Origin of the sequence: Streptacidiphilus jeojiensis, from assembly GCF_042510965.1 — a bacterium.
Lineage (GTDB): Bacteria > Actinomycetota > Actinomycetes > Streptomycetales > Streptomycetaceae > Streptacidiphilus > Streptacidiphilus jeojiensis.
In genome coordinates, this window is sequence record NZ_JBEUKS010000001.1 from 1,215,544 (window position 1) to 1,239,676 (window position 24,133).

Below are 24,133 nucleotides of genomic sequence, written 5' to 3' on the forward strand. Positions count from 1 at the left end.
CAGTTCCCCGCGCCCCTAGCATGTGCAACTGAGCCAGTTGCAGCCCCCTAGGGGCGCGGGGAACTGCGCGACAAGCCAGCTACGGTCCGCAGTCGGGGATCAGCGCGCGGTCCAGCCGCCGTCGACCACGACCGTCTGACCGGTGACATAGCTCCCGGCGTCGCCGGCCAGCCAGAGCACCGCGCCGACGATGTCGTCGGGGCTGCCCTCCCGCGGCAGCGGGGTGTTGCGGCGCAGGTACTCGGTGGCGCGTTCGCTCGCGTACAGCGGGCCGGTGATCTCGCTGCGGAAGAAGCCGGGGGCCACCGTGTTCACCCGGATCGAGTGCCGCGCCCACTGCACCGCCAGCTCCGCGGTCAGCCCGGACAGGCCAGCCTTGCTCGCCGCGTAGGAGGCCTGCGGTATCCCGGGGATGCCGACCCGGCCGCTGATGGACGAGACATTGACGACGCTCCCCCGGCCGACGGCGCACATGTGCGGGAAGGCCGCCTGCGCGAGCAGCAGCGGAGCCAGCAGGTTCAGGTCCAGGGTCCGGCGCACGCCCTCCAGCGGCTCGGACTCCGCGCGCTCGCTGTTGACCATCGTGCCAGCGGCGTTGACCAGGATCTCCGGCGGTCCCAGCCCCTCGACCACGGCGGGGACGACCGAGCCGATCCGATCGGAATCCGACAGGTCGCAGGCGACGGCGAGCCCGCCGATCTCCTCGGCGAGCCCGTCCAGCCGGTCCTGACGGCGCGCCACCACGGCGACCCGGGCGCCGAACGCGGCCAGGGCCCGGGCGACCGAGGCCCCCAGCCCGGAGGAGGCACCGGTCACGATCGCGACCCGGCCGTCGAGGCCGAACATCCGTAGTGCTGCTGCATCCGGGTCCGACACGTGGGCCTCTCCGACTCCGCAGGGTTCCTGTCGTACAGTCCGTCAGCACGGTCCGTCAGCCGCGGCGGAAGCGCATCCGGCTCCGGGCGGAGGCGGCGTCGATCACCCGGTCCTTGAGGGTGCGGCACACCCAGCGCTGGGTCGCCGTCAGATGCTCGCCCGCGATCCTCGCGGCTTCGTCGGCGTCGCCCTGCTCGATGCTCTCGACCAGGCGTTGGTGCGCCCGCTGGGCGACGGCGCGGTCGGCGCGCGAGGGGTAGGAGCCGCGCGACACCTGGGCGTCCGCCCAGGCCTCCTCCTGGACCGACCAGAGCGAGGTCAGGCTCTTCACCACCACGCGCAGCGTGACATTGGGATCGAATCCGACCACGGTGTCGTGGAAGGCGCGCGAGGCCCGGGTGAACGCCGCACCGTCCTCGATGCAACCCTCGCTCTCGGCCAGCAGCTCGCGCAGCCGCGGCACCAGCACCCGCTTGCGGTCGCGGTCCGAGCGCTGGGCGCAGTGCGCCGCGCACAGCGGTTCCAGGGTGGCCAACGCGGCGCCGAGGTCCGGCACCCCGACCTGCATCGCCTGCAGCGTCAGGCCCAGGGCGTAGCCGGCGGTCCCGATGTCGGGAGCGTGCACGGTGGCGCCGCCGCGGTTGCCGCGCAGCACGGTGATGAAGCCCTCGGTCTCCAGGATCCGCAGCGCCTCGCGCACCGAGGGATGGCTGACGCCGAACTCAGCGACCAGCTCCTCCTGCTTGGGCAGCGTCGAGCCGTCGACGATGCCGCCTGCCAGGATCCGGTCGCGCAGCGCCGCGGCGACCTGCTCCGCCATCCGCATCTGCCCGATCTTGACGTGCTCGGACCCTGTTCGTTCCATGATTACAAGGTTAGCAGTGATGGTCCGTCACCCCCTCAGGCGAGGCGTTCGGCGAGCAGCTCGGGCAGCCGGGCACGCTGCACCTTGCCCATCGCGTTCACCGGCAGGACGTCGACCTGGGACCAGGTCTCCGGGACCTTGTAGGGGGCGAGTTGGCGCCGGCACAGTTCGCTCAGGGCCTCGAAGTCCAGCGGCGGGCCGGCGCTCTGGACCACGGCGGCCACCCGCTGCCCCAGACGCTCGTCGGGCACCGCGTACACGGCGACCACGGCGACGTCCGGGTGCGACGCGATGACCCGTTCCACCTCCAGCGGGTAGACATTGGCCCCTCCCCGGATGATGACCAGCTTCTTGCGGTCCAGCACGGTCAGCCAGCCGTCGGCGTCGACGGTGCCGATGTCGCCGGTGCTGACCGGCCCCGGTTCCGGCGGACGGATGGCGCCGTCCTCCCGGACGCCGAGCATCGGCCGCCAACTGCCCGCCCACGAACCGGTTGCGGCCCCACTCAGCCGCAGCTCGCCGAGCTCGCCGGCCGGGAGGCGGCGCCCCTCGTCGTCGTAGGCGGCGACGTCGTAGTGCGGCAGCACCTGCCCACTGGTACCCGGGCGCCAGGCGTCGCCCGGCGGGTCGATGGACACCACCGTCGGCGCCTCGGTCAGTCCGTAGGTGACCCGGGGCACCAGGCCGTGCGCGGCGGCGAAGGCCTGGCGCAGCGAGTCCGGGGTGTCACTGCCGCCGCTCCACACCTCCTGCAGCGGGCCGAGGTCGAAGTCCGGCCGTCCGGCCAGGTCGTAGAGCTGTGCGGGCGCACCGTTCCACACCGTGACCCGGCGCGAGGAGATCCACTGGGCGACCCCCTCGGCATCGCGCCGGTCCATCACCACCGCACATCCGCCGGCCTGCGCGGTGAGCAGGGTGGACAGCACCATGAGGTTGAGAATGGTCAGCGGGAAGCTGTCGCCCTTGCGCAGCTCGGGTCCCCAGCCCCGGGAGGCGACCAGGACGGCGCCGGGCAGCAGCAGGTTGCGCTGGCTGTGCACGATCGCCTTGGGGCGGCCCGAGGTCCCACTGGTGAAGGCGATCCCGGCCGGCCCGTCCAGGTCCAGGTCGACGCGGGGGGCCCGTTCGTCACGGGCCGTCAGTTCCGTCCAGCGATCGGGCTCGACCCGCTCCGCGGAGCTGAGCCGATAGCGGGCGCCGGCCAGCACCACAGCGGGGTCGCAGACGTCGCGCAGCTCCTGCTGTTCCGCGGCCGACAGCGCCTCACCGATCCCCGCCCAGACGGCGCCGATCCGCTGGGCGCCGTGGAAGGCCGCAACGATGTCCAGATCGTTGGGCAGGCAGGCCGCGACCCGGTCGCCGGGGCGTACGCCGAGTGACCACAGCGCTCCGGCCGCCCGGCGTGCCCGGTCGTCGAGCTCGGCGTAGGACCAGACACCGGAGGCCGCCTCGACCGCCTCCGCGCCCGGGCGCGAGGCGAGTTGGGCGTCCAGCACCTGCGCGATCGAGCCCGGGAGGGCGACGCTGCTCATGGCATCCTTGATATCACTATCCTTGTAAGGATTAAAGGCATAGCCCGCAGTGTGCGCGCACCGACCGTTGACGTCGCAGCCATGCCATGAAAATGTGATCCTCGCATATGAGAATAAACTTCTCACAGGCTCCGGCAAGGCAGTGACGGAGAGGTGTGCCGACAGTGGACGACTTCGAGGCGATGGACTACTTCCGCGACGACGCGCTCGTCGCGGACCCGTACCCCTATCTGGACGCCCTGCGCCAGCAGTGCCCGGTACGGCGCGAACCCCATCACGACGTGCTGATGGTCACCGGCTACGACGAGGCCGTCGAGGTGTTCCACGACGCCAAGACCTTCTCCTCCTGCATCGCGGTGACCGGCCCCTTCCCCGGGTTCCCGGTCCCGCTCGTGGGCGACGACCTGACCGAGCTGATCGAGCAGCACCGCGACGAACTCCCGATGAGCGACCAGCTCCCCACGATGGACCCGCCCACCCACACCGACCACCGCGCACTGCTGATGCGGCTGATCACACCCAAGCGCCTCAAGGAGAACGAGGAGGCCATGGGACGGCTGGCCGACCGCGTACTGGACGGCTTCCTGGCCGACGGCCAGGGCGAGTTCATCAGCGGCTTCGCCGGCCCCTTCACCCTGCTCGTCATCGCCGACCTGCTCGGCGTGCCCGAGGAGGACCTGGGTGAGTTCCTGGAGCGGATGCAGCAACGACCGCAGTCGGCCGGCGGCCTCGGCAGCACCGGCGACGACACCCTGGCCCACTCCCCGATGGAGTTCCTCTACGAGCGGTTCGCCGCCTACATCGAGGACCGCCGCCGCGAGCCGCGCGGCGACGTGCTCACCGGCCTGGCCACCGCGACCTTCCCCGACGGTTCGATGCCCGAGGTCGGGGACGTGGTGCGGGTCGCCGCCAACCTCTTCTCGGCGGGCCAGGAGACCACCGTCCGGCTGCTCAGCTCCGCGTTCAAGCTGATCGCCGAGGACCCGGACCTGCAGCGGCTGCTGCGCGACGACCGCACCCGCATCCCCAACTTCGTCGAGGAGACCCTGCGGATGGAGAGCCCGATCAAGGGCGACTTCCGGCTGTCCCGGGTGCCGACCACGGTGGGCGGCGTCGACGTCCCGGCCGGCACCACGCTGATGGTGGTCAACGGTGCCGCGAACCGCGATCCGCGCCGCTTCGAGGACCCGGGCACCTTCGACCCCGCCCGCCCCAACGCCCGTCAGCACCTGGCGTTCGGACGCGGAATCCACGCCTGCCCCGGCGCGCCGCTGGCCCGGGCCGAGGGCCGGGTGGGCATCGAGCGACTGCTCGACCGCACCGCCGACATCCGCATCTCGGAGCGGGTGCACGGCCCGGCCGACGCCCGCCGCTACCAGTACATCCCGACCTTCATCCTCCGCGGCCTGACCCATCTGAATCTGGACTTCACGCCCGCCGAGGAGAGCGCCCGATGAAGGTCACCGTCGACGAGGACCGCTGCCGGGGCCACGGGGTCTGCTGGACGATCTGCCCCGAGGTCTTCGACCTCTCCGACGACGGCTACGCCGTGGTGCAGCCGTCGGAGGTCCCGGCCGAGCACGAGGCGGCGGTCCGCAGCGCCGTGGGCACCTGCCCCGAGCACGCCATCACCGTGAACTGACACCACGTCCGAGGAGATCCATGCCCAAGGGTTACGTCATCCTGACCGAAGCGGTCAGGGACCAGGCCGGCATCGACGCCTACGCACGGGCCGCCGGACCCTCCATGGCCAGCGGCGGCGCATCCGTCCTGGCCGCCGACGGACAGCCCCAGCTGCTCGAAGGCAGCTGGCACGGCGACCGGACGGTCGTCCTCGAATTCGACTCGGTGGAGGCGGCCCGCGCCTGGTACGAGTCGCCCGAGTACGCGAAGGCCAGACCACTGCGGCAGGCCGCAGCCGACACCAACGCCGTCATCGTCACCGGCTTCGAGATGCCCCCACGCCCGCCCCGGCGCGACTGACCTCGGAAGACCGTCTTCCGGGATGGCGCGGTGGTCTATCCCGTGACAGCGCCGGAGTCCGGCGGAGGCTCGGGATCCGTCGGCTCCTGCGGCAGGGTTGGGATGCTGCCCGGTGCCCAGTCAAGGACTTCCTCGAAACGGCGGGCCGCAAAGGGGGTGGGAAGGCGTCCGAGGTCACTCTCGTGGACCTTGATGGTCGCCACGCTCAACGTGGTGCGGAGTGCGAGCTCCGTCACCGAGAGGCCCTCGGCCTCCCGGAGCTCGATAAGAGCTTTCGCCAGCCGCTCGGAGTCTTCGCTCATGGCCCCAGCATTCCGCATCACGAACGCTCCGTCAGCATCTCGGCCGGATCGGGCTCGGCGGTACCGGGAACAGAGCGTCGAAGCCGTCGCGTCGGATCCGGTCGGCGAGCAGGGTCGTGGTTCCGAGTTGTCCGACCGGTCGACGCAGCGTGGGTTGCAGGTGGCGGTCGATGACGGCGAGGTCGTGTTCCTCGCACAGTCCCATCGCGCCGAGGATCTGGTGGGCGTTGGCGAGGACGGTCCGGGCCGACTCCAGCATCTGCAGCCGCAGCGCCAGCAGGTCGGCGGGGCCGGCGCGGCCGACCCGCAGCAGCCACCAGGTGTAGCGGGCCAGCTCGTCCAGGCTGTCCCGGGCCAGGACCAGGTCGGCGATCCGCCAGCGGATCTCGCCGAACCGTCCGATGGGCACGCCGAACTGGCGCCGCTCCCGGGCATGACGCAGCGCCAGGTCGGCGGCCCCGGCCAGGGCGCCGCCGACCCAGAACGCGTCGAGCAGCAGGTGCATTGCGGACGCGTCGGTCGCCAACGGGCCCAGCCCGCTGTCGACGAGGCGTACCTCGCACCCGAACGGGTCGAGCGGGGCCTGCCTGCGCCGCTCCACGGTGACCGAGAACACCCGCTGTTCGCGCAGGTCCACGGCGATCGCGTCCGGCAGCACATCGGCATGGTCCAGCGCGGTGCACTCCCCCAGCACCAGGTGGACCCCGCCGCAGTCCGCGCGGGCGGACGGCGGCACGGCCAGGACGTGCACCAGCGGCCAGGGCAGGACCACCCGGCCGACCTCGCGCACGGCCAGGGCAGCGGCCGCCGACTCCTCCTCGTCCCCCCAGGGGTCGAGCGCGAGCGCACCGATAGCGTCCAGCCGAGGGCGGACCGTCTCCACCCGGTAGGTGGGTTCGGCCTCGGCCCGTCGGGCCGCCTCGACCCCGCCCAGGGAGCCGAGCACGTCGGACACGGTCTCCGCATAGGCCCTGGCGCTCTTCGGCCACTCACGACGCACGGTCCGCCCCCTCCAGCGCGGCGCGAGCGACCACCAGGCGCTGCACCTCGATCGTTCCGGACGCGATGGTCGCCGACCGCGAGTAGCGCAGCACGTCCTCGACCTGGCCGAGCAGTCCCCGTCCCGGATCGGGCGTCAGCCCCTCGGCCCCGCAAACGTCGGCCGCCAACTCGGCCACCTCCTGGTCCAGTTGGATCGAGGCCAGCCGGGCCAGCGAGGCCACCTGCTGGGTCAGCCGGCCGGCCTCGCTGAGGGCGACGGCGCGATAGCTGAGCAGTCGGGCCACCCGGGTGTGAACCAGCGCGCGGACGTATTCGGCGGCGGCCGTCGCTTCGTCGAGCCCTTGATGGCCGGCCAGTTCGCAGAGCACCCGGTCGTCGCGCGCGTATCTCGGGATGCCGATGCGTTCGTGTTTGAGCACCAGGCCCATCACGTCCCAGCCCCGCCCGACCTCGCCGAGCACCGCCTCGTCGCCCACCCGCACGGAGTCGAAGAAGACCTCGTTGAGGTGCTGTTCGCCCATCATCGAGTCGATCGGGACCACGGTGATCCCCGGACTGTCCATCGGCACCAGGAAGATGGTGATGCCGTCGTGCTTGTTCTCCGTCCGCGACGTCCTGGCGGCCAGAAAGCACCACTGCGCCAGGCCGGCGTAGGAGGTCCAGATCTTCTGGCCGTCGAGCACCCACGCCTCGCCGTCGCGGCGTGCGGCGAGCTTCAGCGAGCCGAGGTCGGTGCCCGCCTCCGGTTCGCTGAACCCCTGGCACCAGACGGCCGTGCCCGAGGAGATCCCGGGCAGGTGCCTGGCGCGCTGCTCGGCGGTGCCGACCTCCATCAGCACCGGGCCGACCCAGTTGAGTCCCATGTACTGCGGACCGCGCGGCTCGAAGTGGGCCCACATCTCCTCGCGCAGCACGGTCTGCTGCCACAGGTCCGCTCCCCCGCCGCCGTACTCGACCGGCCAGCTCAGCGTGAGCAGGCCCTCGTCCGCGAGGCGCCGGCAGACCCGGGCGACGACGGCCCGGACGTCCGGCGCGAGGGAGAACGGCGCGACCCAGTCGGGGGGCAGCTCCTGGGCGAGCAGGGCACGCAGGCGGATACGGAGCGCGGCCGCCCCGGGACCGAGATCGAGATCAACTTCCGGACCTGCCTGGGCCGTTGACATCGGCGCACGCCCCTCGCATAGTCATCCTAAAGATTACTAAGATATAGAGGATAGCAAGAGGCCCAGCCGCATGGAACACACAGGTCCGCTCACCGGGGTGCGCGTCGTCGATCTGACGGCCATGGTCATGGGTCCGTACTGCACCCAGATCCTGGCCGACATGGGGGCGGACGTGATCAAGATCGAGCCCCCGGCCGGCGACAACACCCGTCACATCTCGGTGGGGCCGGAACCGGGCATGAGCGGTGTCTTCGTCAATGTGAACCGGGGCAAGCGCAGTGCCGTCCTGGATCTGCGCTCCGAGGATGGCAAGGAGACACTGCGGGGACTCATCAGGGGCTGCGACGTCTTCATCCACTCCATGCGCGCCCGGGCGATCGCCGAACTCGGCTTCGCCTACGACGAAGTGGCCGCCGTCAACCCGTCGGTCGTCTACACCAACTGCTACGGCTACGGCCGCCGGGGCCGGGACGCCGACCTCACCGCCTACGACGACACCATCCAGGCGGAGTGCGGACTGCCTTCCGTACAGCGGCAGTTGACCGGTGAGCCCGGCTATGTCGGCACCATCATGGCGGACAAGGTGGCCGGACTGACGGCCGTGTACGCCACCGCGATGGCGCTCTTCCACCGCGAGCGGACCGGCGAGGGGCAGGAGGTCGAGGTCGCCATGTTCGAGACGATGGCCTCGTTCATGCTGGTCGAACACGCCAACGGCGCGATGTTCAGCCCGCCCCTGGGCCCCGCGGTCTACCCCCGCGCGGTGGCGCCCAACCGCAGGCCCTACCGGACCAAGGACGGTCTGGTCGCCGCGCTGGTCTACAACGACAAGCAGTGGACCGCGTTCGTCGACGCCGTCCGACCGGCCTGGGCCGGCGAGCACTTCGCCACCCTCGAACTGCGGGCCCGCCGGATCGACACCGTCTACGCCCTGCTGGCGGAGACCTTCCTGGAGCGTACGACCAAGGACTGGCTGGACCTGCTGCGGTCGTTGGACATACCCGCCGCCCCGGTCCGCACACTTGACGAACTGTTCGACAATCCGCACCTGAACGACGTCGGATTCTTCGAGACGGTCGACAGCCCGAACGGACCGGTGCGCTTCCCCGGTATCCCGACCTGGTTCTCACGCACCCCCGGACGGGTCGCCGGCCCCGCACCCGGACTGGGCGCCCACACCGAGGAGATCGCGGCGGAGATGGAGCAACGATGACCAGCACCAATGCGCCCTTCAGTGCGCGCTCCTGGCTGTTCGCCCCCGGCGACAGCGAGCGGAAGATGGAGAAGGCCGCCGCAGGCACGGCGGACATCGTCGTCCTCGACCTGGAGGACGCGGTGACCGAGGACGGGAAGCCCAAGGCCCGGGCGATGATCGCGGCCTTCCTCGCGGGGCAGCCGCCAGCCGACCGAAGCCGGCTGTGGGTGCGGGTCAATCCCCTGGACGGCCCGCACACACTGGCGGACCTGGCAGCGGTGATCCCGGCACGCCCCGGGGGCATCATGCTCCCCAAGTCACGCGGTCGCACCGACGTCGAACTCCTGGACCACTACCTCTCCGCGCTGGAGGTCTCCGCCGGCATCGAGCAGGGATCGACCAAGGTCGTCGTCCTGGTCACCGAGACTGCCGAAGCCATGTTCACCACCGGCAGCTACCGGGGTGCACCCCGGGTGGTCGCCATGACCTGGGGCGCGGAGGACCTCGCCGACGCCGTGGGTGCCGCCGAGAACCGCAATGCCGACGGCAGCTACGGCTTCACCTACGAACTGGCCCGAACCCTCTGCCTGTTGGGTGCGGCAGCGGCCGGGGTGGCGGCCGTGGACACCATCCAAGGCGACTTCCGGGATCTGGAGGGACTGCGCCGGCGCGCCGAGAAGGTACGCCGCGACGGCTTCCGCGGCATGCTGGCCATCCACCCCGCCCAGGTCGACGTGATCAACGCGGCCTTCACCCCCGACGAGGAGGAACTGGCCGCGGCCCAGGAGATCGTCGATCTCTTCGCCGCCCATCCCGGCGTCGGGGCTATCGGGCACCGGGGCGCCATGCTCGACCGTCCCCATCTGGCCCGGGCCCAGGCGCTGTTGGCATCGGCGGGACGCGGATGAGGGTCGTCGCCGATGCCCGCGACCTGGATCTCGGCGAGTTCCTGCGTCCCGGCGACCGCATCGTCATGGGTCAGGCCTGCGGTGAACCGACCACGCTGGTCCAGGCGTTGAGCGAGCAGGGCCGCGACATCGGCGGACTCGCCGCCTTCATCGCCACCAGCTTCTCCGGACTGCTCACCCCGTCGGCCATGGACGGCATCAGCGTGTACAGCATGGGCGCGATCGGCGCGTTGCGCGCACTGGCCAAGGAGCACCGGCTCGGGGTGATCCCCTGTCATGTGAGTCAGATCGGACCGATGATCGAAGCCGGGACGCTCGGCTGCGATGCGGCGTTCGTGCAGGTCAGCCCGGCCAATGCGGACGGCGACCACAGCTTCGGCCTCACCAGCGACCATGTGCAGGCGGCCGTCGCCAAGGCACGTGTCGTGGTCGCCGAGGTGAACGACCAAGTGCCCTTCACCTACGGAGAACTGCTGCCTGCGGCCAGGATCGACTGCGCCGTGCTGGTCTCCCGCCCGCCGACCGAGGTGACGCCCGCGAGGATCGGCGCGACCGACGAGGCGATAGCCAAGCACGTTGCGGCCTACATCGAGGACGGCTCGGTCCTGCAGACCGGGATCGGCGCGGTGCCGGACGCCGTCCTCCGGCTCCTGCACGACCGCAGGGACCTCGGCGTGCACTCGGGCATGGTCGGCGACGCCCTGGTCGATCTGGTCCGGGCCGGGGTGGTCACCAACGCCCGCAAACGCATCGACACCGGGATCGCGATCAGCGGCGCCCTGATCGGCACCAGGCGGCTGTACGACTTCGCCCACCGCAATCCGCAGCTGCGCATGTGCACCACCGGCTACACCCACGACGCGGCTGTGCTCGCGCAGCTGGACCGCCTGGTCACCGTCAACTCGGCGCTGGAGGTGGACCTGACCGGCCAGGTGAACGCCGAGCAGAGCGGTTCGGCCTACCTCGGCGGCACCGGCGGCCAGGTGGACTTCGTCCGCGCCGGCGCCCGCTCGCCGGGCGGGCACGCCGTCATCGCCCTGCCCGCCACCGCCAAGGGCGGCACGATCAGCCGGATCACCGCCCGACTGTCGGGGCCGGTCACCACCGCACGCAGTGACGTCGACGTCATCGTCACCGAGTTCGGCTCGGCCGAGCTCAAGGGCCGGACCCTGGCCGAGCGCACCCGCCGGCTGATCTCCATCGCCCACCCCGCCTTCCAGGAGGAGTTGGCGCGCGAGGCCCACACCATTCAGCAGAGGGGTTTCTGATGAGCGACGCCGTACTCTTCGATGCCCGTGACGACGGCATCGCCGTCATCACCCTGAACCGGCCGGAGACCCGCAACTGCCTGGCCCGGGACGTCCGCGAGGGCCTGTTCGCCGCCTGGGACCGCTTCGAGCGCGACGACCGGCTGCGCGTCGCCGTCCTCACCGGAGCGGGGGACCGGGCGTTCTGCGCCGGCGGGGATCTCAAGGAGATGGTGGAGACCGGACTGCGCGAGCCGCCCCGCGACATGTTCCCGCTCCCCTACGACACCGTCGAGTTGTCCAAGCCCACCATCGCGGCCGTCAACGGCGCCGCGTTCGCCGGCGGCTGGATGCTGGCCCAGGCCTGCGACCTGTGCGTGGCCAGCACCAGTGCGACCTTCGCCGTCTCCGAGGTCAAGGTCGGCCGGAGCTCACCGTGGGCCTCGCCGCTGATCCATATGATCCCGCAGCGGATCATGATGGAGATCCTGCTCACCGGTAGGCCGATCACCGCCCAGCGGGCCTACGAGATCGGTCTGGTCAATCGTGTCTCCGATCCGGAGACACTTATGGACACCGCCCTCGACCTCGCTCGCGACATCCTGGCGGGCGCACCGCTGTCGGTGCGCGCCGCCCGGGAGACGGTGATGCTCGCCACCGAGATGGGCCGCTCGGCGGCCCTGAAGGCGGCCAGGCACGCCTCCGAGCTCTGCTACAACAGCGAGGACGCCCAGGAGGGTCCCAGGGCCTTCGCCGAGAAGCGCCCCCCGCAGTGGAAGGGCCGCTGACGGCCCCTCGACTCGGCGATACGTCAGGTGTTGCGGCCGCCATTGACTCCGAAGACCTGTCCGGTGATGTAGCCGGCCTCCTCCGAGGCGAGGAAGGCGCAGGCGGCGGCGATGTCCTCGGGGCGGCCGGGCCGCCGCACCGGGGTCTGCGCGATGTGGTGGTCCATGCTCTGGACGAAACGGCCCAGCTTCTCGTTGCGGCGCAGCATCGGTGTGTCGACGAAGCCGGGCGGGATGGTGTTGACGGTGATGCCGGACGGGCCGAGTTCGAGCGCGAGGGCCTTGGTGAAGCCGATGACGCCCGCCTTGGAGGCGACGTAGTGGGTCATGAACGGCTGGCCGCTGTGCGCGCTGGACGAGGAGATGTTGACGATCCGGCCCCAGCCCGCCTCGACCATGTCCGGCACCACCGCCTGGCAGCAGTGGAAGGTGCCGGTCAGATTGACCGCCAGCAGGTTGTTCCAGGCCTCCTCGGTGATGTCGAGGAAGCGCTTGGCGCCCTCCTTGCCCGCCGAGTTCACCAGCACGGCGACCGGGCCGAACCGCTCGTGCACCTCCTTGACCGCGCGGTCGATGCTCTGACGGTCCGCCACGTCGACGCCGAGGGCCAGTGCCGAGCCGCCCTCGGCCACGATCTCCGCGGCCACACCCTCGGCGGCGTCCGCGTCGAGGTCCAGTACCGCCACGTCGGCACCGTCACGGGCCAGGCGCTGCGCACAGGCCCGCCCGATTCCCGATGCTCCGCCCGTGACCACGGCGACCCTGCCGACCAGTGTCCCGGCCATCTTCACCCCTTCTCCGGACGTCGGTCCGAGTCCTTCCGGGCCAGCACGCCGTTCAGGAACAGTCCGACGGCATGCTGGATGTGCTGTTCCTCGACCTCGGGCGTGCGGTAGATGCCGTAGGCCGCCAGCCAGGCCGGCATGGCGCCGACCATGGCGAAGAACTGCTCGGCCGCCATCTCGACGTCGCCGACGACCACTGCCCCTGCACGCTCATGACGGTCCAGCAGATCCATGATCACCTGGATCCGCGGGGACCAGGTGACGGCCTGTGAGCTCGCCGCGAACTCGGGGAAGCGCTCCGACTCGGCGATCGCCATCCGGCTCAGCCGCACGATGTCGGGGTCGACCGAGCGCGCCAGGATCGACCGCGCGATCACGGTCAGGCTGCCGGCGAGGTCCTCGGGCAACGGCTCCAGCACCCGCTCGTCGCGCTCCTGGCGGGTCAGCGCCCAGGCGCTCACCGCCAGGAAGAGCGTCCGCTTGTCGGCGTAACGGCCGTACAGGGTGCTCTTGGTGACGCCTGCGGCCTGCGCCACCGCCTCCATGGTGGTGCCGTCGTACCCGTACTGCAGGAAGGTGTCGACGGCGGCCCGTCGGAGCCGCTCGGTCAGTTGGGCGGCCTCCACCGACGTCGGTCGCCCGGCCCGGGAACGCTCACTGCCCGCCTTGGACTCCATTCCCAAAAATGTACGGTCCCGTCTGGTTCCGGTCAAGACAGCAGGTCAGACCGATTGACCGTAACCAGACGCCATCGTATGGTTTTTGATGAGCCATCAGAGCGGGTGGAGAAGGGATTTGACGATGCCTCATTTCGCGAAGCCTGCCGAGGGCAGCTGGACCGAGCACTACCCCGAGCTCGGCACAGCCCCGATGTCCTACGAGGACTCCATCTCGCCCGAGTACTACGAACTCGAACGCAAGGCGGTCTTCGAGCGGACCTGGCTGAACGTCGGCCGCGTCGAGCAGGTACCGGAGCCGGGCGGCGGCCACTTCACCAAGGAGATCGCTGCCGTCGGCACCTCGGCGGAGCTCCTCCGCGACGCGGCGGACGGCACACTTCGCGCGTTCCGCGGGGGCGGCCCGACCGGCCCCGTCCCGATCCGCTGCGAGGTCTGGGAGGGCTTCGTCTTCGTCAACCTCGACGACGACGCCGAACCCCTGGCCACGTACCTCGGCACGCTCGCCGCCGGCCTGGAGGGCTATCCGTTCGACCGGATGACGGAGGTCTTCCGGTACCGGGCCGACATCGGCAGCAACTGGAAGCTGTACATGGACGCCTTCGCGGAGTTCTACCACGCGCCCGTGCTGCACGCGAAGCAGTACGTGGGCAATGAGTCACGCAAGCTCTCCAGCTACGGATTCGAGGCCCTCCACTACCAACTCGACGGCCCGCACGGCATGGTGTCGTCCTGGGGCGGCATGGCACCGCCGAAGGACCTGAACATGGTCAAGCCCATCGAACGGGTCCTGCGCAGCGGCAACTTCGGCCCCTGGGACCGCCCCGACATCCCCGGCCTCGACCCGCTGCCGCCGGGGCTGAACCCCTCCGGCCACAAGGCCTGGGGCATCGACTCGTTCGTCTTCTTCCCCAACTTCATGATGGTGGTCTGGGCCCCCGGCTGGTACCTCACCTACCACTACTGGCCGACCGCCTACAACCGCCACACCTTCGAGGGCACCCTCTACTTCGTCCCGGCCCGCACCGCCCGCGACCGCGTGCGCCAGGAGCTGGCCGCGGTCACCTTCAAGGAGTTCGCCCTCCAGGACTGCAACACCCTCGAAGCCACCCAGACCATGCTCCAGTCACGCGTGGTCACCCACTTCCCCCTCAACGACCAGGAGATCCTCCTCCGCCACCTGCACCGCACCGCCGCCCGGTACGTGGCCGCCTCCGCGGACCGGCAGCCGGCCACGCCCGCCTGAGGCAGGACCGCTCACGCCGTCCGTGCCGCGTGTTCAGTTGGGGCCAGCGCCGGATAGTCGGTGTAGCCGGTCTCGCCGCCCGAGTACATCAGGCCTTCGTCCCTGACCTGGTTGACAGGCGCACCGATGCGCAGTCGTTCCACCAGGTCGGGGTTGGCAAGGAAGGAGCGGCCCAGGGAGATCAGGTCGGCTCCTGCGGCGAGGAGTCGCTCGCCTTCGCTCCTTCCGCCGTCAGCGGGCAGGGGCTGGCCCCAGCCGAGGACCGGGTTGGCGATCAGTGTGCCCGACCAGGTCTTTCGGATCTCCTGGAAGAGGGGCAGGTCCGGATCGGCGAAGACCACGTGCAGGTAAGCGAGTCCAGCGTCGGTCAGGGCAGCAATGAGCGCGGGGTAGATCTCCTCGGTGTCGCCTTCCTGGATGCCGTTGACGGTGATCCCGGGCGCGATCCGCACGCCGACGCGCTCCGGGCCGATCGCGTCGGCTACGGCCTGGACGACCTCGACCGGGAACCGGATGCGGTCGGCAGCGGAGCCGCCGTAGGCGTCGGTGCGGTGGTTGGTGCCCTGCGCCAGGAACTGGTGCAGGAGGTAGCCGTTGGCGGCGTGCACCTCGACGCCGGCAAAGCCCGCGTCGACGGCGTAACGGGCGGCGGCGGCGAAGTCGGCCACGGTGGTGCGGATCTCGTCGATCGTCATCTCCCGCGGGACGACCGCGTTCTGGTGTCCTGCCGGGGTGAAGATGGTTTCCGGCAATGGGACGGGCGAGGGCGCGACCGGCGTCAGGCCGCTGGTGTCGGGGTGGCCGACCCGGCCACCGTGTTGCAGCTGCAGGAACATCCGGCCTCCCGCGGCAGACACCGTGTCGGTGACGCGCCGCCATCCGGCGACATGAGCCTGGTTGTAGATCGCGGTGATGTTGGGGTAGGTCTGCCCGATCGCGTTCGGCGTGGAGGCCTCGGCGATGATCAGGCCTGCGGAGGCCCGCTGGGCGTAGTAGGTTGCCATGACCGCTTGCGGGACGCCGTCGACGTCGGCCCTGTTGCGGGTCATCGGCGCCATCACCAGCCGGTTGGGCAGGTACAGGGCGCCCAGGGAGGTGGGCTCGAAGAGTCGGGATTCCGCTGGTGTGTTTGTCATGCCGGTACGGTAGAACCTGACACAGGTGTGAAGTTCAAGCCCGAGAGGTGAGCGATGCGGATCGGTGAACTGGCCCGGCGCAGCGGAGTCAGCGAGCGGTCACTGCGCTACTACGAGACCCAGGGACTGCTGCGCGCGGAACGCACTCCGGGTGGTCAGCGGGACTTCGGCGAGTGGGCCGTGGACCGGGTCATCCGCATCCAAGCCCTGTACGCCGCAGGGCTGAACAGCAAGAAGATCGCTCACCTGCTTCCGTGCATGCGCGACGCCGACGGTGGCCCCAGCGAGATCGCCACAGCTCAGCTGGTGGACGAGCTCGCCGCAGAGCGCGACCGCATCGACCGGATGATCGGTGACCTGATCCGCTCCCGAGAGGTCCTGAGTGACGTCATCGACACGGCGATGACCGGCCTGGAAGCTTCGCGCTGACCGCAGCGTTTCACGGAGAACCCCGCGGCAGTATCTGAGTGCTCAGGGGTCGCGCGGGAGTGAACACGGGTTGTGTCGGCGTGAACTGAGCCTAGGTCAGGACCTGGGGCGGCAGCCTGATCGGGAACGCCTCAGCTGGACGCACGGACGTCGAGGTGGCTCAGGCACTCCTGCACAGCACTGGGCCGGTTCCGCCGGTGTACGACGAAGTGGAGTCCCATCGTGGACAGCCCCCGCCCTACTGCCGACTCCCCTCTCCATCATCCCCGCACCGACTACCCCGCCACCGCCGTCGCCGTCATCGGCATGAGTGGCCGATTCCCGGGTGCCCTCGGTGTGAGCGGGTTCTGGCAGTTGCTCGTCGAGGGCCGGGACGCGGTGACCGAGGCGCCGTCCGACCGGCCCTGGCTGCGCGAACTGCACCACCCGGTGCCGCAGACGCCGGGAAGGGTCCCCACCCGACGGGGCGGGTTCCTCGACCGGATCGACCTGTTCGACGCGCGGTTCTTCGGCATCTCGCCACGCGAGGCCCAGCGCATGGACCCGCAGCAGCGGCTGCTCCTGGAGGTCGCGTACGAGGCCGCAGAGGACGCCGGTGTACCGATGGGCACGCTCGCGGGCAGCAGCACCGGAGTGTTCGTCAGCACCAGCGACAACGAGTACCGGCTCCGTCAGGAGCGGGACCTGGAGAGCCTCGACCTGCACGCCGAACTGGGCACCGCGCACTATGCGGCGCACGGCAGGATCAGCTACGCCTTCGACCTGCGCGGACCGTCACTGGTCGTGGACGCGGCCTGTGCCTCCTCGCTTGCCGCGATCCATCTCGCCTGCCAGTCGCTGCGTCTGGGCGAGTGCGACAGTGCCTTCGCCGGCGGAAGCAACCTTCTGCTCTCCCCGTTCACTTCGGTCGCCTTCGGCCGCTCCGGCGCGCTGAGCCCGGACGGGCGGTGCAAGTTCGGTGACGCGGACGCCGACGGATTCGTCCGGTCCGAAGCAGTGGGCGTCGTACTCCTGAAACCACTGGCCCGGGCCGTGGCCGACGGCGATCGGGTGCGGGCGGTGATCCTGGGCGGCGCGGTGGGCAGCGGCGGGCTGAGCAGCGCGGCCGGCATGGCGACCCCCACCGTGGACAGCCAGGAGGCGATGCTGCGCAACGCCTACCGGGCGGCCGGAGTCACTCCCGCCGACGTGGCATTCGTGGAGGCGCACGGAACCGGGACCCTGGTCGGCGATCCGATCGAACTGCTGGCTCTGGAAAAGGTGTTGGGGCCGGGCCGAGGTGAGCGTGAGCGGTGCCTGGTCGGATCGGCGAAGACCTGGGTCGGTCATGCCGAGGCCGCTGCCGGGGTGGTCGGCCTGATCAAGGCCGTCCTCTGCCTGGAGCGGCGCATGTTCCCCGGGGTCCTGCGGTTGGACCAGCCGAATCCGGAGATCGACTGGGCCTCCGGTCCGCTGCTGATCCCCACCTCCCCGACGCCCCTCCCGGCCCGGACGGAACGGCCGCTCCTGGCGGGGGTGAGCAGCTTCGGAGTGTCCGGCACCACCGTCCACCTGGTGCTGGCCGAAGCCCCTCCCGCACCGGACGGACCGACGGTCGACCGGGAGCAGGGCCCGTTCCTCCTGCCACTGGCGGCCCGCTCGCAGCAGGCCGTCACCGACCTGGCCGCGCGCTACGCGCAGGCGCTCGAAGGGTCCGACGCACCCGGGACTGCCGAAGTGTGCGCTGCCGCTGCGACCGGGCGCGACCACGGGCGGCACCGGCTCGCCGTGACGGCCTCCTCGACGACCGGTCTGGCCACCGCCCTGCGCCGGTACGCGCAAGGCGAGGACAACAGTGCGGAGGAGGCACCGGGTTCGTTCTGCTCACCACCCGGCGGCAGCCGGTCCGCGCCGCGCATCGCATTCGTCTTTCCCGGCCAGGGCACTCAGTGGCCCGGCATGGGACGCCGACTCCTCGGGCAGGAGGCCGTGTTCGGCGAGACCCTGGAGGCGTGCCATCAGGTCATCCGTGAGCACGGCGGCTGGTCGCTGCTCGACGCGTTGCGCGACGAGGACGGCAGTTGGCTGACACGGACCACGAAGGTCCAGCCCGCTCTGTGGGCGATGGGTGTCTCGCTCACCGAGTTGTGGCGCTCCTGGGGCGTCGAGCCCGACGCGGTACTCGGTCAGAGTCAGGGCGAGCTGTGCGCCGCCTACGCCGCCGGGGCCCTGACCCTGGAGCAGTCGGGCCGGATCAGCTGCGTACGCGCCCGGCTCGTCGACGGTCTGGCCCGGCCCGGCGCCCTGTGCTGGCTCGCCCGGCCGCACACCGACGTGCCGTGGCTGCTGGAGAAACTGGGGGCCCGGGCGCAGGTCGCAGTCGAGGAGAGCGACGGATCGTGCGTGCTGGCGGGCGGGCCGGCGCAGATCGAGCGGATCGTGGCGGGCTGCGAGCGGCTGGGGATCTCCTGTCTGCGGGTTCCGGTCGGGTACGCAGCCCACAGCGCCAGCGTCGACCCGGTGCGCAAGCCGCTCATGAAGGAGCTGGCCGACCTGGCTCCTACGGAGACCCGGGTCCCGTTCGTCTCCACGGTCACCGCAACAGCGCTGCCCGGCACCGACCTCGACCGGGACTACTGGTGGCGCAATCTGCGTGAACCCGTGCGGCTGTCGGCCGCAGTGGCCTGCCTCGGCGGGGGCGAGCAGGCGGACCGGACGGTCTTCCTGCAGGTGTCCGCGCACCCGGTGCTCGCCCAGGCCCTGCGGGCCGAGGGACGCCTGGTCCTGGGGTCGCTGCGCCGTGACCGCGATGAACTCACGCATCTGTACCGGTCGTTGGGCAGTCTGTACGCCGCCGGGTACGACCCGGACTGGGGGCGGGTGACCGGAGCGGCTCTCGGCCCGCGCCCCGCGCTGCCGCACTACCCGTGGCAACGGTCCCACCACTGGCACCAGGCCGCCGACTACCCGTGGCCACCGGTGGGCGAGACACCCGCCGATGCACCACGAACCCTCGAACCCGAGGCTGCTCGGAAGGCCGCCAGCGCCACGGAGGAACCTGCCATGAACGTGACCGCCGGCTCCGATGTCCGGACCGTCCCGCTGGACGAGGAACGCTACGGATTCCTGCTCGACCACCGGGTCGCCGACCGCCCCGTGGTTCCGGCAGCCGCCTTCCTCGAACTCGCGCTCGCCACCGCCGGAGGTCGGGCCCTGCACGATGTGCAGTTGCGGGAGCTGCTGGTCCTCGACGACGACGGCCCCTGGGATCTCCAGCTCCGGGCCCGGCCCGCGGTAGCGGGTGACCGGCTGGAGATCGAGAGCCGGGCGGGCGGAGCGAGCGGCTGGACCGTCGCAGCCGACCTGCACCTGGCACCGGCCTCCGCTCCCGGAACCGCCGCTCCGAAGTCACTGCAGGAGGTACAGGACCGCTGCCCCGACTGGCAGGCGGGCTCTGCCTTCTACCGCGAACACAGCCGGGCGGGCAACGACTGGCAAGGCGCCTTCCGCTGCCTGGCCGAACTGTGGCGCGGCGACGGTGAGGTGCTGGCCCGGCTGCACGCCTCCCCCGCGGCGGACGGCTTCGCCATCCACCCCGCCACCCTGGACGGCTGTTTCCAACTGGCGGCCGCGACGGCCGCCGCCGACCGGTCCGACGGTCGGCCAGGTCGCGGCTTCGTGCTGCTCGGTGTCGACCGCCTGCACCTGCTGCGCCCGGTACCCCAGGGCGAACTCTGGGCCTGGGCACGGTCCGCCGACCCCACGGACCGTCACGACGGCCCGCTGTGCGCGGACGTCGTCCTGCTGGCCCGCAGTTCGGAGGGCGGCGAGCTCGTGGTCGTCGCCGAGGTGGACGGGGTACGCGCGGCACGCCTGGAGCCTGCCGTCCCGGCAGTCGAACCCAGGGCAGCTGCCGACCGTGGGCTGAGCCTGGTGTGGCGGGAGCTGGAAGCCGGGGTTCCGCCGGTCCCGGGCCCGGCGGCTCCCGGGCACTGGCTGCTCGTGCACGGCGGCACGGCACTGGACCGCGCGCTGGAACGCAGGCTGTCCGAGGCCGGTGCCACCGTGTCCACGGTTCGCACCGCCACCGGCTACGCCTTGGAGCGGCCAGGTCGTTTCCGCGCGGACCTGAACGACGGGGACCAGCTGACCCGCGTCCTGAAGGAGGCTTCGCGCACCGCGCCGCTCGCAGGGATCGTGCACCTGGGAGCCCTTGGCAGCAGCACCGACACCCGGGCCTCATCGCGCGAGATCCAGTGGGTCGCCGCCGATGCCTGCGCCGCGCTGCTGCCACTGGCCCGGGCGCTGAAGGCCGTGCAGCTTCCGGTGACACCCAAGATGTTCGCCCTGACCCGGGGCGCCCAGGCGGTGCACGCGGCGGAGCCGGTCCCCGCGCCCTGGCAGGCCGCCCTGTGGGGGTTGGCCCCCGCACTGCGGCGGGAGGTCGCAAGCTGTCCGCTGGTACTGGTGGACCTGGACTCCACTGCCCCGGATGCCGCGCAGGCCGCGGACCTGTCCGCGCTGCTGCCGGCCCCGGGGCCGGAGGACCGGATCGCCCTGCGTGCGGGGCGCCGCTACGCGCCCCGGCTCACCGTCCCCGCCGCGCCCACGCCGCCCCTGAGGGCACAGTTCGCCGTGATCGCCAGGGACGTCATCGGCTCGGCCCGGCTCGCACCGGTGCCGCCACTGCCCGCGCCGGGCCCCGGTGAGGTGGAGATCGCGGTGAGCCACGCCAGCCTGAACTTCCACGACGTGCTCGGAACGATGGGCGCGCTGGACCCGCCGGAGGCGGACCCGGCAGCTGCAGATGCGGAGGACATGGCGCTGCTGGGAGACTGCGCGGGCACCATCACCCGGGTCGGATCGGAAGTGCACGGCCTGGCACCGGGCGACGAGGTGCTCGCCTTCGCGCGGCCGGCCATGCGCTCGACCGTGGTCACCGCCGCGAGCTGTGTGGTGCCCCGGCCCGCCGGGCTCAGCCGCGCCGAGGCCGCCGCCGTCGGTGCCGGCTACGCCACCGCGTACCTGGCGCTGGTCCACGCCGCCCGGATCGAGGCGGGCGAGACCGTACTCATCCACACCGCTTCAGGCGGCTTCGGCCTCGCCGCCCTGGAGATCGCCCTGTGGCGCGGTGCCACGGTGTACGCCACCGCAGGCACCGAGGCCAAGCGGGATCTGCTGCTCAAGCTCGGCGCCACGAAGGTCGCCGACTCACGTACCACCGCCTTCGCCGAAGAACTCCGCGGGCCCGGCGGAGAAGGCGTGGACGTCATCGTGAACACCCTGGCCGGAGCGGCCGTCGAGGCGAACTTCCGTCTCCTGTCGGCATTCGGGCGCTACGTCGACGTCGCAGTGACCGACGTGCTCAAGGGCCGTCCGCTGCCGATGGACGTCTTCGCTCCCTGCCGCTCCTACCACCAGGTGAACATCGACGCCGCCCATGCGCAGAGCCCCGGCTACCTGGGCAACGTGCTGCGCGAGGTGGTCGACCTGCTGGACCGCGGGGAGCTGGGACCGCCACGGGTCCAGGTGTTCCCGGCGCAGGACGTCGCCCAGGCCATGGAGCTCATGGCCAGGTCCGGGCATGTGGGCAAGCTCGTCCTCGCCCTTCCCCGATCCGCGGACACTGCGGACACTGCCGACACCGCGGACAGCACCGGCACACCCCTCGCGGCACCGGTGCGCCCCGCAGGCATCCGCTCCGACGCCGGCTATCTGGTCGTCGGCGGCCTGTCCGGCGTCGGCGCGCTGGTCGCCGGCTGGCTCATCGCCCGCGGCGCCCGCCACCTGCTGCTCACCGGCCGCACCCCGGCCCGGCCCGGCAGCGAACGGCAGGCGGTCCTCGACCGGCTGCGGCAGGCCGGCGCCCAGGTGGAGTACGCGACCGTCGACGTCGCCGACGAACGGGCCATGACCGAACTGATGGACCGTCGGACCGAGCGCGGCGCCCCGCCGATCGCGGGCGTCGTGCACTCCGCGCTCGTCCTGGAGCCGGCATCGCTGCTCACCATGACCGAACAGGACCTCGCCCGCGCCATGGCTCCGAAGGTGGCCGGCGGATGGGTCCTGCACCGGCTGTTCGCCGACCCCGACCGCGCCCGGGACCTCGACTTCTTCATCCTGTTCTCGTCCGCCATGTCACTGCTCAGCGGCCTCGGCCTCGGCAGCCGACTCGGCGCCTACGCCGCGGGGAACGCCTTCCTGGACGCCCTCGCCGCCCACCGGAACGGCGCCGGACTGCCTGCCACCGTCGTCAACTGGGGCTACTGGTCCGAGACCGGCATGGCCCACCGGCTCAGCGAACGCTCCGGCCACGACGTGCGCCCGGAGAGCTTCCGGCCGCTGCGCCCCGCCGATGCCCCCGCCCTGTTCGACCGCATGCTGAACGCCACCGACGGCCCCCTGCTGCACTTCCCGGCGGACTGGGACGCCTACGTGGCCTCCTCCCCCCGGGATGCGGAGGCGCCGCTGCTGCGCGAACTGCTCTCCGGACACGCCAGAACCGCCCGGGCAGTACGGGCGCACGACGTACCCGTACCCGTACCGAGTCCAAGGGACGAGGAGCCCCGGCCCGAAGCCGCCGCCACACCCCGGGGCCCGGAACCGGCCGTCCTGGAGGCGTGGCTGGTGGGACAGTTGGCCCGGGTCCTCGGCCTGCCCGAGTCCGAGGTGGACCCCGACACCCCGCTCAACCAGATCGGCGTCGACTCGCTGCTGGCCGCCGAACTCGGAGCCAGGTTGCGCAGGGAGTTCGGATACGCCGCCACCGTGCCGCAGTTCCTCAAGGCGGACGGGCTGCGCGCCCTGGCCGCGCAGCTCACCGCCCGAACTGCAACTGCCCTGGACCCGGCGGCATGACCGGCACCCCGGGGGCCGGCCGACCGCACGGCATCAGATCCGTCCTCCTGACCGGGGTGACCGGCAGCCTCGGCAGCCACACCTGTGCCGAACTGCTCACGCACACCGCCGCCACCGTTCACTGCCTGGTGCGGGCCGACACCCAGGTCGCGGCCCGAACCCGGGCGGTGCGCAGGCTCGCACGCCTGGACGACCCGCCCCCGCACACCGGGGCACGGCTCACCGCACTGCCGGCCGATGTCACCCGGCCCCGTCTCGGCCTCAGCGGGCCTGAATTCGACGCACTCGCCGAGAACGCGGAAGTGATCGTGCACTTCGCCGCCCACATCGACCTCACCGCACCGTACGACGTTCTCGCCCCCAGCAACGTGGGCGGAGTGCAGCAGTTGATCGCCCTGGCCCGGCGCCGCATCCAACTGACGGGTCGGCCACCCGTCGTCCACCACATGTCCACAGCCGGCGCCCTGCTCGATGCCCGCCGCCTCGGGCTGTCCACGGTCGACGAGCACACCCGCGCCAGCGAGCAGACCTCGGGCCCCCTCGGCTACCCGCGCAGCAAGGCAGCGGCCGAGGTCGCCTGGACCCGCGCGGCCACGGAACTGGGACTGCCCGTCGCGATCCACCGCCCTGCCTTCGTCACCGGCCACTCCCGCACCGGCCGCACCTTCACCTCGGACCTGTTCATCCCGCTCCTGTGGGCCGCCACGGCGCTCGGCGCCGCACCCGCCGGCTGCCCCGGTGTTCCGGCGGAACGGGTGGACGTGGTCGCCCGGGCCTTCGTCCGCCTCCTGGACCAGGACGCCCCGGTCCCCGGGACGGCTCGCGCCCACCACCTCGCGCACCCCCAACCCCTCAGCCTGGACGCACTGTTCGACGCGCTCCGCCGAGCCGGACACGCCCTGGAAACGGTGCAGCCCGACGAGTGGTGGCGCCGCGTCACAAAGCACGCGGACGACCCCGGGGTGGCCCCACTGGCCGCACTGCACGGGGTCGGTCGCTACCTCGTCCCCGTCGACGACTCGCACCTCCCGCCCGGCTACGACTCCAGCGCCACCTGGCGGACACTGGCCGCCTGCGGAATGGAGCCGATCCCCTTCGACGACACCTTCCTCGACCGCCTGGTGACCGGCCTGGCCCTGCCCCCGCCCGCGACCTGAGGCCC

The 24,133-nt window shown here is 71.5% G+C and carries 20 protein-coding genes; 11 read left to right on the top strand and 9 right to left on the bottom strand.

Annotation, left to right across the window (positions count from 1 at the left end; all coding sequences use genetic code 11):
- Positions 1 to 99: 99 nt before the first annotated feature.
- From ABUW04_RS05575 to ABUW04_RS05585, 3 genes are read right to left on the bottom strand one after another with little or no spacing between them, the layout of a single operon-like run.
- Positions 100 to 876, bottom strand: coding sequence for an SDR family NAD(P)-dependent oxidoreductase (locus tag ABUW04_RS05575; protein ID WP_198037418.1), 777 nt, complete (start codon positions 874 to 876; stop codon positions 100 to 102).
- A 55-nt stretch (positions 877 to 931) separates the two neighbouring features.
- On the bottom strand, positions 932 to 1,741 hold the full coding sequence (locus ABUW04_RS05580; RefSeq protein ID WP_380563258.1) for a FadR/GntR family transcriptional regulator: 810 nt from the start codon (positions 1,739 to 1,741) through the stop codon (positions 932 to 934).
- A gap of 35 nt (positions 1,742 to 1,776) precedes the next feature.
- A complete protein-coding gene (locus ABUW04_RS05585) occupies positions 1,777 to 3,273 on the bottom strand; it encodes a class I adenylate-forming enzyme family protein (protein WP_380563260.1) in 1,497 nt (498 codons plus the stop codon).
- A 155-nt stretch (positions 3,274 to 3,428) separates the two neighbouring features.
- Here ABUW04_RS05585 and ABUW04_RS05590 point away from each other — a divergent pair, with 155 nt between their 5' ends.
- From ABUW04_RS05590 to ABUW04_RS05600, 3 genes are read left to right on the top strand one after another with little or no spacing between them, the layout of a single operon-like run.
- Positions 3,429 to 4,730 carry a cytochrome P450 gene (locus ABUW04_RS05590; protein WP_380563262.1) on the top strand — a complete coding sequence of 434 codons (1,302 nt, stop codon included), beginning with the start codon at positions 3,429 to 3,431 and terminating at the stop codon, positions 4,728 to 4,730.
- Positions 4,727 to 4,915 (top strand): ferredoxin, encoded by a 189-nt coding sequence (locus ABUW04_RS05595; RefSeq protein ID WP_380563264.1) that lies wholly within the window; start codon positions 4,727 to 4,729, stop codon positions 4,913 to 4,915. The genes ABUW04_RS05590 and ABUW04_RS05595 overlap by 4 nt, the downstream gene beginning before the upstream one ends.
- Before the next feature lie 20 nt (positions 4,916 to 4,935).
- On the top strand, positions 4,936 to 5,256 hold the full coding sequence (locus ABUW04_RS05600; protein ID WP_030253334.1) for a DUF1330 domain-containing protein: 321 nt from the start codon (positions 4,936 to 4,938) through the stop codon (positions 5,254 to 5,256).
- A gap of 35 nt (positions 5,257 to 5,291) precedes the next feature.
- Here ABUW04_RS05600 and ABUW04_RS05605 read toward each other — a convergent pair whose 3' ends face one another.
- From ABUW04_RS05605 to ABUW04_RS05615, 3 genes are read right to left on the bottom strand one after another with little or no spacing between them, the layout of a single operon-like run.
- A complete protein-coding gene (locus ABUW04_RS05605) occupies positions 5,292 to 5,558 on the bottom strand; it encodes an XRE family transcriptional regulator (RefSeq protein WP_380563266.1) in 267 nt (88 codons plus the stop codon).
- Positions 5,559 to 5,589: 31 nt separating this feature from the next.
- Positions 5,590 to 6,558 carry an acyl-CoA dehydrogenase family protein gene (locus tag ABUW04_RS05610; RefSeq protein WP_380563268.1) on the bottom strand — a complete coding sequence of 323 codons (969 nt, stop codon included), beginning with the start codon at positions 6,556 to 6,558 and terminating at the stop codon, positions 5,590 to 5,592.
- Positions 6,548 to 7,723, bottom strand: a complete 1,176-nt coding sequence (locus ABUW04_RS05615) for an acyl-CoA dehydrogenase family protein (protein ID WP_380563270.1) — start codon at positions 7,721 to 7,723, stop codon at positions 6,548 to 6,550. The genes ABUW04_RS05610 and ABUW04_RS05615 overlap by 11 nt, the downstream gene beginning before the upstream one ends.
- Positions 7,724 to 7,793: 70 nt before the next feature.
- On the opposite strand from ABUW04_RS05615, the gene ABUW04_RS05620 reads away from it, so the two are divergent.
- The 4 genes from ABUW04_RS05620 to ABUW04_RS05635 are packed head-to-tail and all read left to right on the top strand — an operon-like array spanning position 7,794 to position 11,861.
- Positions 7,794 to 8,936, top strand: coding sequence for a CaiB/BaiF CoA transferase family protein (locus ABUW04_RS05620; RefSeq protein ID WP_380563272.1), 1,143 nt, complete (start codon positions 7,794 to 7,796; stop codon positions 8,934 to 8,936).
- Entirely contained in the window at positions 8,933 to 9,826 is an 894-nt protein-coding gene (locus ABUW04_RS05625) for an HpcH/HpaI aldolase/citrate lyase family protein (RefSeq protein WP_380563274.1), read from the top strand. Before ABUW04_RS05620 ends, ABUW04_RS05625 begins: the two co-directional genes overlap by 4 nt.
- Entirely contained in the window at positions 9,823 to 11,094 is a 1,272-nt protein-coding gene (locus ABUW04_RS05630; protein WP_380563276.1) for an acetyl-CoA hydrolase/transferase family protein, read from the top strand. Before ABUW04_RS05625 ends, ABUW04_RS05630 begins: the two co-directional genes overlap by 4 nt.
- On the top strand, positions 11,094 to 11,861 hold the full coding sequence (locus ABUW04_RS05635; RefSeq protein WP_380563278.1) for an enoyl-CoA hydratase/isomerase family protein: 768 nt from the start codon (positions 11,094 to 11,096) through the stop codon (positions 11,859 to 11,861). The genes ABUW04_RS05630 and ABUW04_RS05635 overlap by 1 nt, the downstream gene beginning before the upstream one ends.
- Before the next feature lie 23 nt (positions 11,862 to 11,884).
- Here the strand turns inward: ABUW04_RS05635 and ABUW04_RS05640 are convergent, their stop codons facing one another.
- Entirely contained in the window at positions 11,885 to 12,646 is a 762-nt protein-coding gene (locus ABUW04_RS05640; RefSeq protein WP_380563280.1) for an SDR family NAD(P)-dependent oxidoreductase, read from the bottom strand.
- Positions 12,647 to 12,648: 2 nt separating this feature from the next.
- Positions 12,649 to 13,323, bottom strand: coding sequence for a TetR/AcrR family transcriptional regulator (locus ABUW04_RS05645; protein WP_380563282.1), 675 nt, complete (start codon positions 13,321 to 13,323; stop codon positions 12,649 to 12,651).
- 124 nt (positions 13,324 to 13,447) lie between these two features.
- Here ABUW04_RS05645 and ABUW04_RS05650 point away from each other — a divergent pair, with 124 nt between their 5' ends.
- Positions 13,448 to 14,569: an SRPBCC family protein gene (locus ABUW04_RS05650; protein ID WP_380563284.1), complete on the top strand. Its 1,122-nt coding sequence runs from the start codon at positions 13,448 to 13,450 to the stop codon at positions 14,567 to 14,569.
- 11 nt (positions 14,570 to 14,580) lie between these two features.
- Here the strand turns inward: ABUW04_RS05650 and ABUW04_RS05655 are convergent, their stop codons facing one another.
- Positions 14,581 to 15,705, bottom strand: a complete 1,125-nt coding sequence (locus tag ABUW04_RS05655) for an alkene reductase (protein ID WP_380563286.1) — start codon at positions 15,703 to 15,705, stop codon at positions 14,581 to 14,583.
- 54 nt (positions 15,706 to 15,759) lie between these two features.
- Between ABUW04_RS05655 and ABUW04_RS05660 the strand changes: the two genes are divergently transcribed.
- The 3 genes from ABUW04_RS05660 to ABUW04_RS05670 all read left to right on the top strand — a co-directional run bounded on the left by ABUW04_RS05660 (position 15,760) and on the right by ABUW04_RS05670 (position 24,128).
- Positions 15,760 to 16,134 carry a MerR family transcriptional regulator gene (locus ABUW04_RS05660; RefSeq protein WP_380563288.1) on the top strand — a complete coding sequence of 125 codons (375 nt, stop codon included), beginning with the start codon at positions 15,760 to 15,762 and terminating at the stop codon, positions 16,132 to 16,134.
- 222 nt (positions 16,135 to 16,356) lie between these two features.
- Entirely contained in the window at positions 16,357 to 22,971 is a 6,615-nt protein-coding gene (locus tag ABUW04_RS05665) for an SDR family NAD(P)-dependent oxidoreductase (RefSeq protein WP_380563290.1), read from the top strand.
- A complete protein-coding gene (locus ABUW04_RS05670) occupies positions 22,968 to 24,128 on the top strand; it encodes an SDR family oxidoreductase (protein ID WP_380563292.1) in 1,161 nt (386 codons plus the stop codon). Before ABUW04_RS05665 ends, ABUW04_RS05670 begins: the two co-directional genes overlap by 4 nt.
- The last annotated feature ends 5 nt before the right edge of the window (positions 24,129 to 24,133 follow it).

Coding starts and splice junctions, on each gene's coding strand:
- ABUW04_RS05580 (WP_380563258.1), bottom strand. CDS start 1,741: ATGGAACGAACAGGGTCCGAGCACGTCAAGATCGGGCAGATGCGGATG.
- ABUW04_RS05585 (WP_380563260.1), bottom strand. CDS start 3,273: ATGAGCAGCGTCGCCCTCCCGGGCTCGATCGCGCAGGTGCTGGACGCC.
- ABUW04_RS05595 (WP_380563264.1), top strand. CDS start 4,727: ATGAAGGTCACCGTCGACGAGGACCGCTGCCGGGGCCACGGGGTCTGC.
- ABUW04_RS05600 (WP_030253334.1), top strand. CDS start 4,936: ATGCCCAAGGGTTACGTCATCCTGACCGAAGCGGTCAGGGACCAGGCC.
- ABUW04_RS05605 (WP_380563266.1), bottom strand. CDS start 5,558: ATGAGCGAAGACTCCGAGCGGCTGGCGAAAGCTCTTATCGAGCTCCGG.
- ABUW04_RS05615 (WP_380563270.1), bottom strand. CDS start 7,723: ATGTCAACGGCCCAGGCAGGTCCGGAAGTTGATCTCGATCTCGGTCCC.
- ABUW04_RS05620 (WP_380563272.1), top strand. CDS start 7,794: ATGGAACACACAGGTCCGCTCACCGGGGTGCGCGTCGTCGATCTGACG.
- ABUW04_RS05625 (WP_380563274.1), top strand. CDS start 8,933: ATGACCAGCACCAATGCGCCCTTCAGTGCGCGCTCCTGGCTGTTCGCC.
- ABUW04_RS05630 (WP_380563276.1), top strand. CDS start 9,823: ATGAGGGTCGTCGCCGATGCCCGCGACCTGGATCTCGGCGAGTTCCTG.
- ABUW04_RS05635 (WP_380563278.1), top strand. CDS start 11,094: ATGAGCGACGCCGTACTCTTCGATGCCCGTGACGACGGCATCGCCGTC.
- ABUW04_RS05640 (WP_380563280.1), bottom strand. CDS start 12,646: ATGGCCGGGACACTGGTCGGCAGGGTCGCCGTGGTCACGGGCGGAGCA.
- ABUW04_RS05645 (WP_380563282.1), bottom strand. CDS start 13,323: ATGGAGTCCAAGGCGGGCAGTGAGCGTTCCCGGGCCGGGCGACCGACG.
- ABUW04_RS05650 (WP_380563284.1), top strand. CDS start 13,448: ATGCCTCATTTCGCGAAGCCTGCCGAGGGCAGCTGGACCGAGCACTAC.
- ABUW04_RS05655 (WP_380563286.1), bottom strand. CDS start 15,705: ATGACAAACACACCAGCGGAATCCCGACTCTTCGAGCCCACCTCCCTG.
- ABUW04_RS05660 (WP_380563288.1), top strand. CDS start 15,760: ATGCGGATCGGTGAACTGGCCCGGCGCAGCGGAGTCAGCGAGCGGTCA.
- ABUW04_RS05670 (WP_380563292.1), top strand. CDS start 22,968: ATGACCGGCACCCCGGGGGCCGGCCGACCGCACGGCATCAGATCCGTC.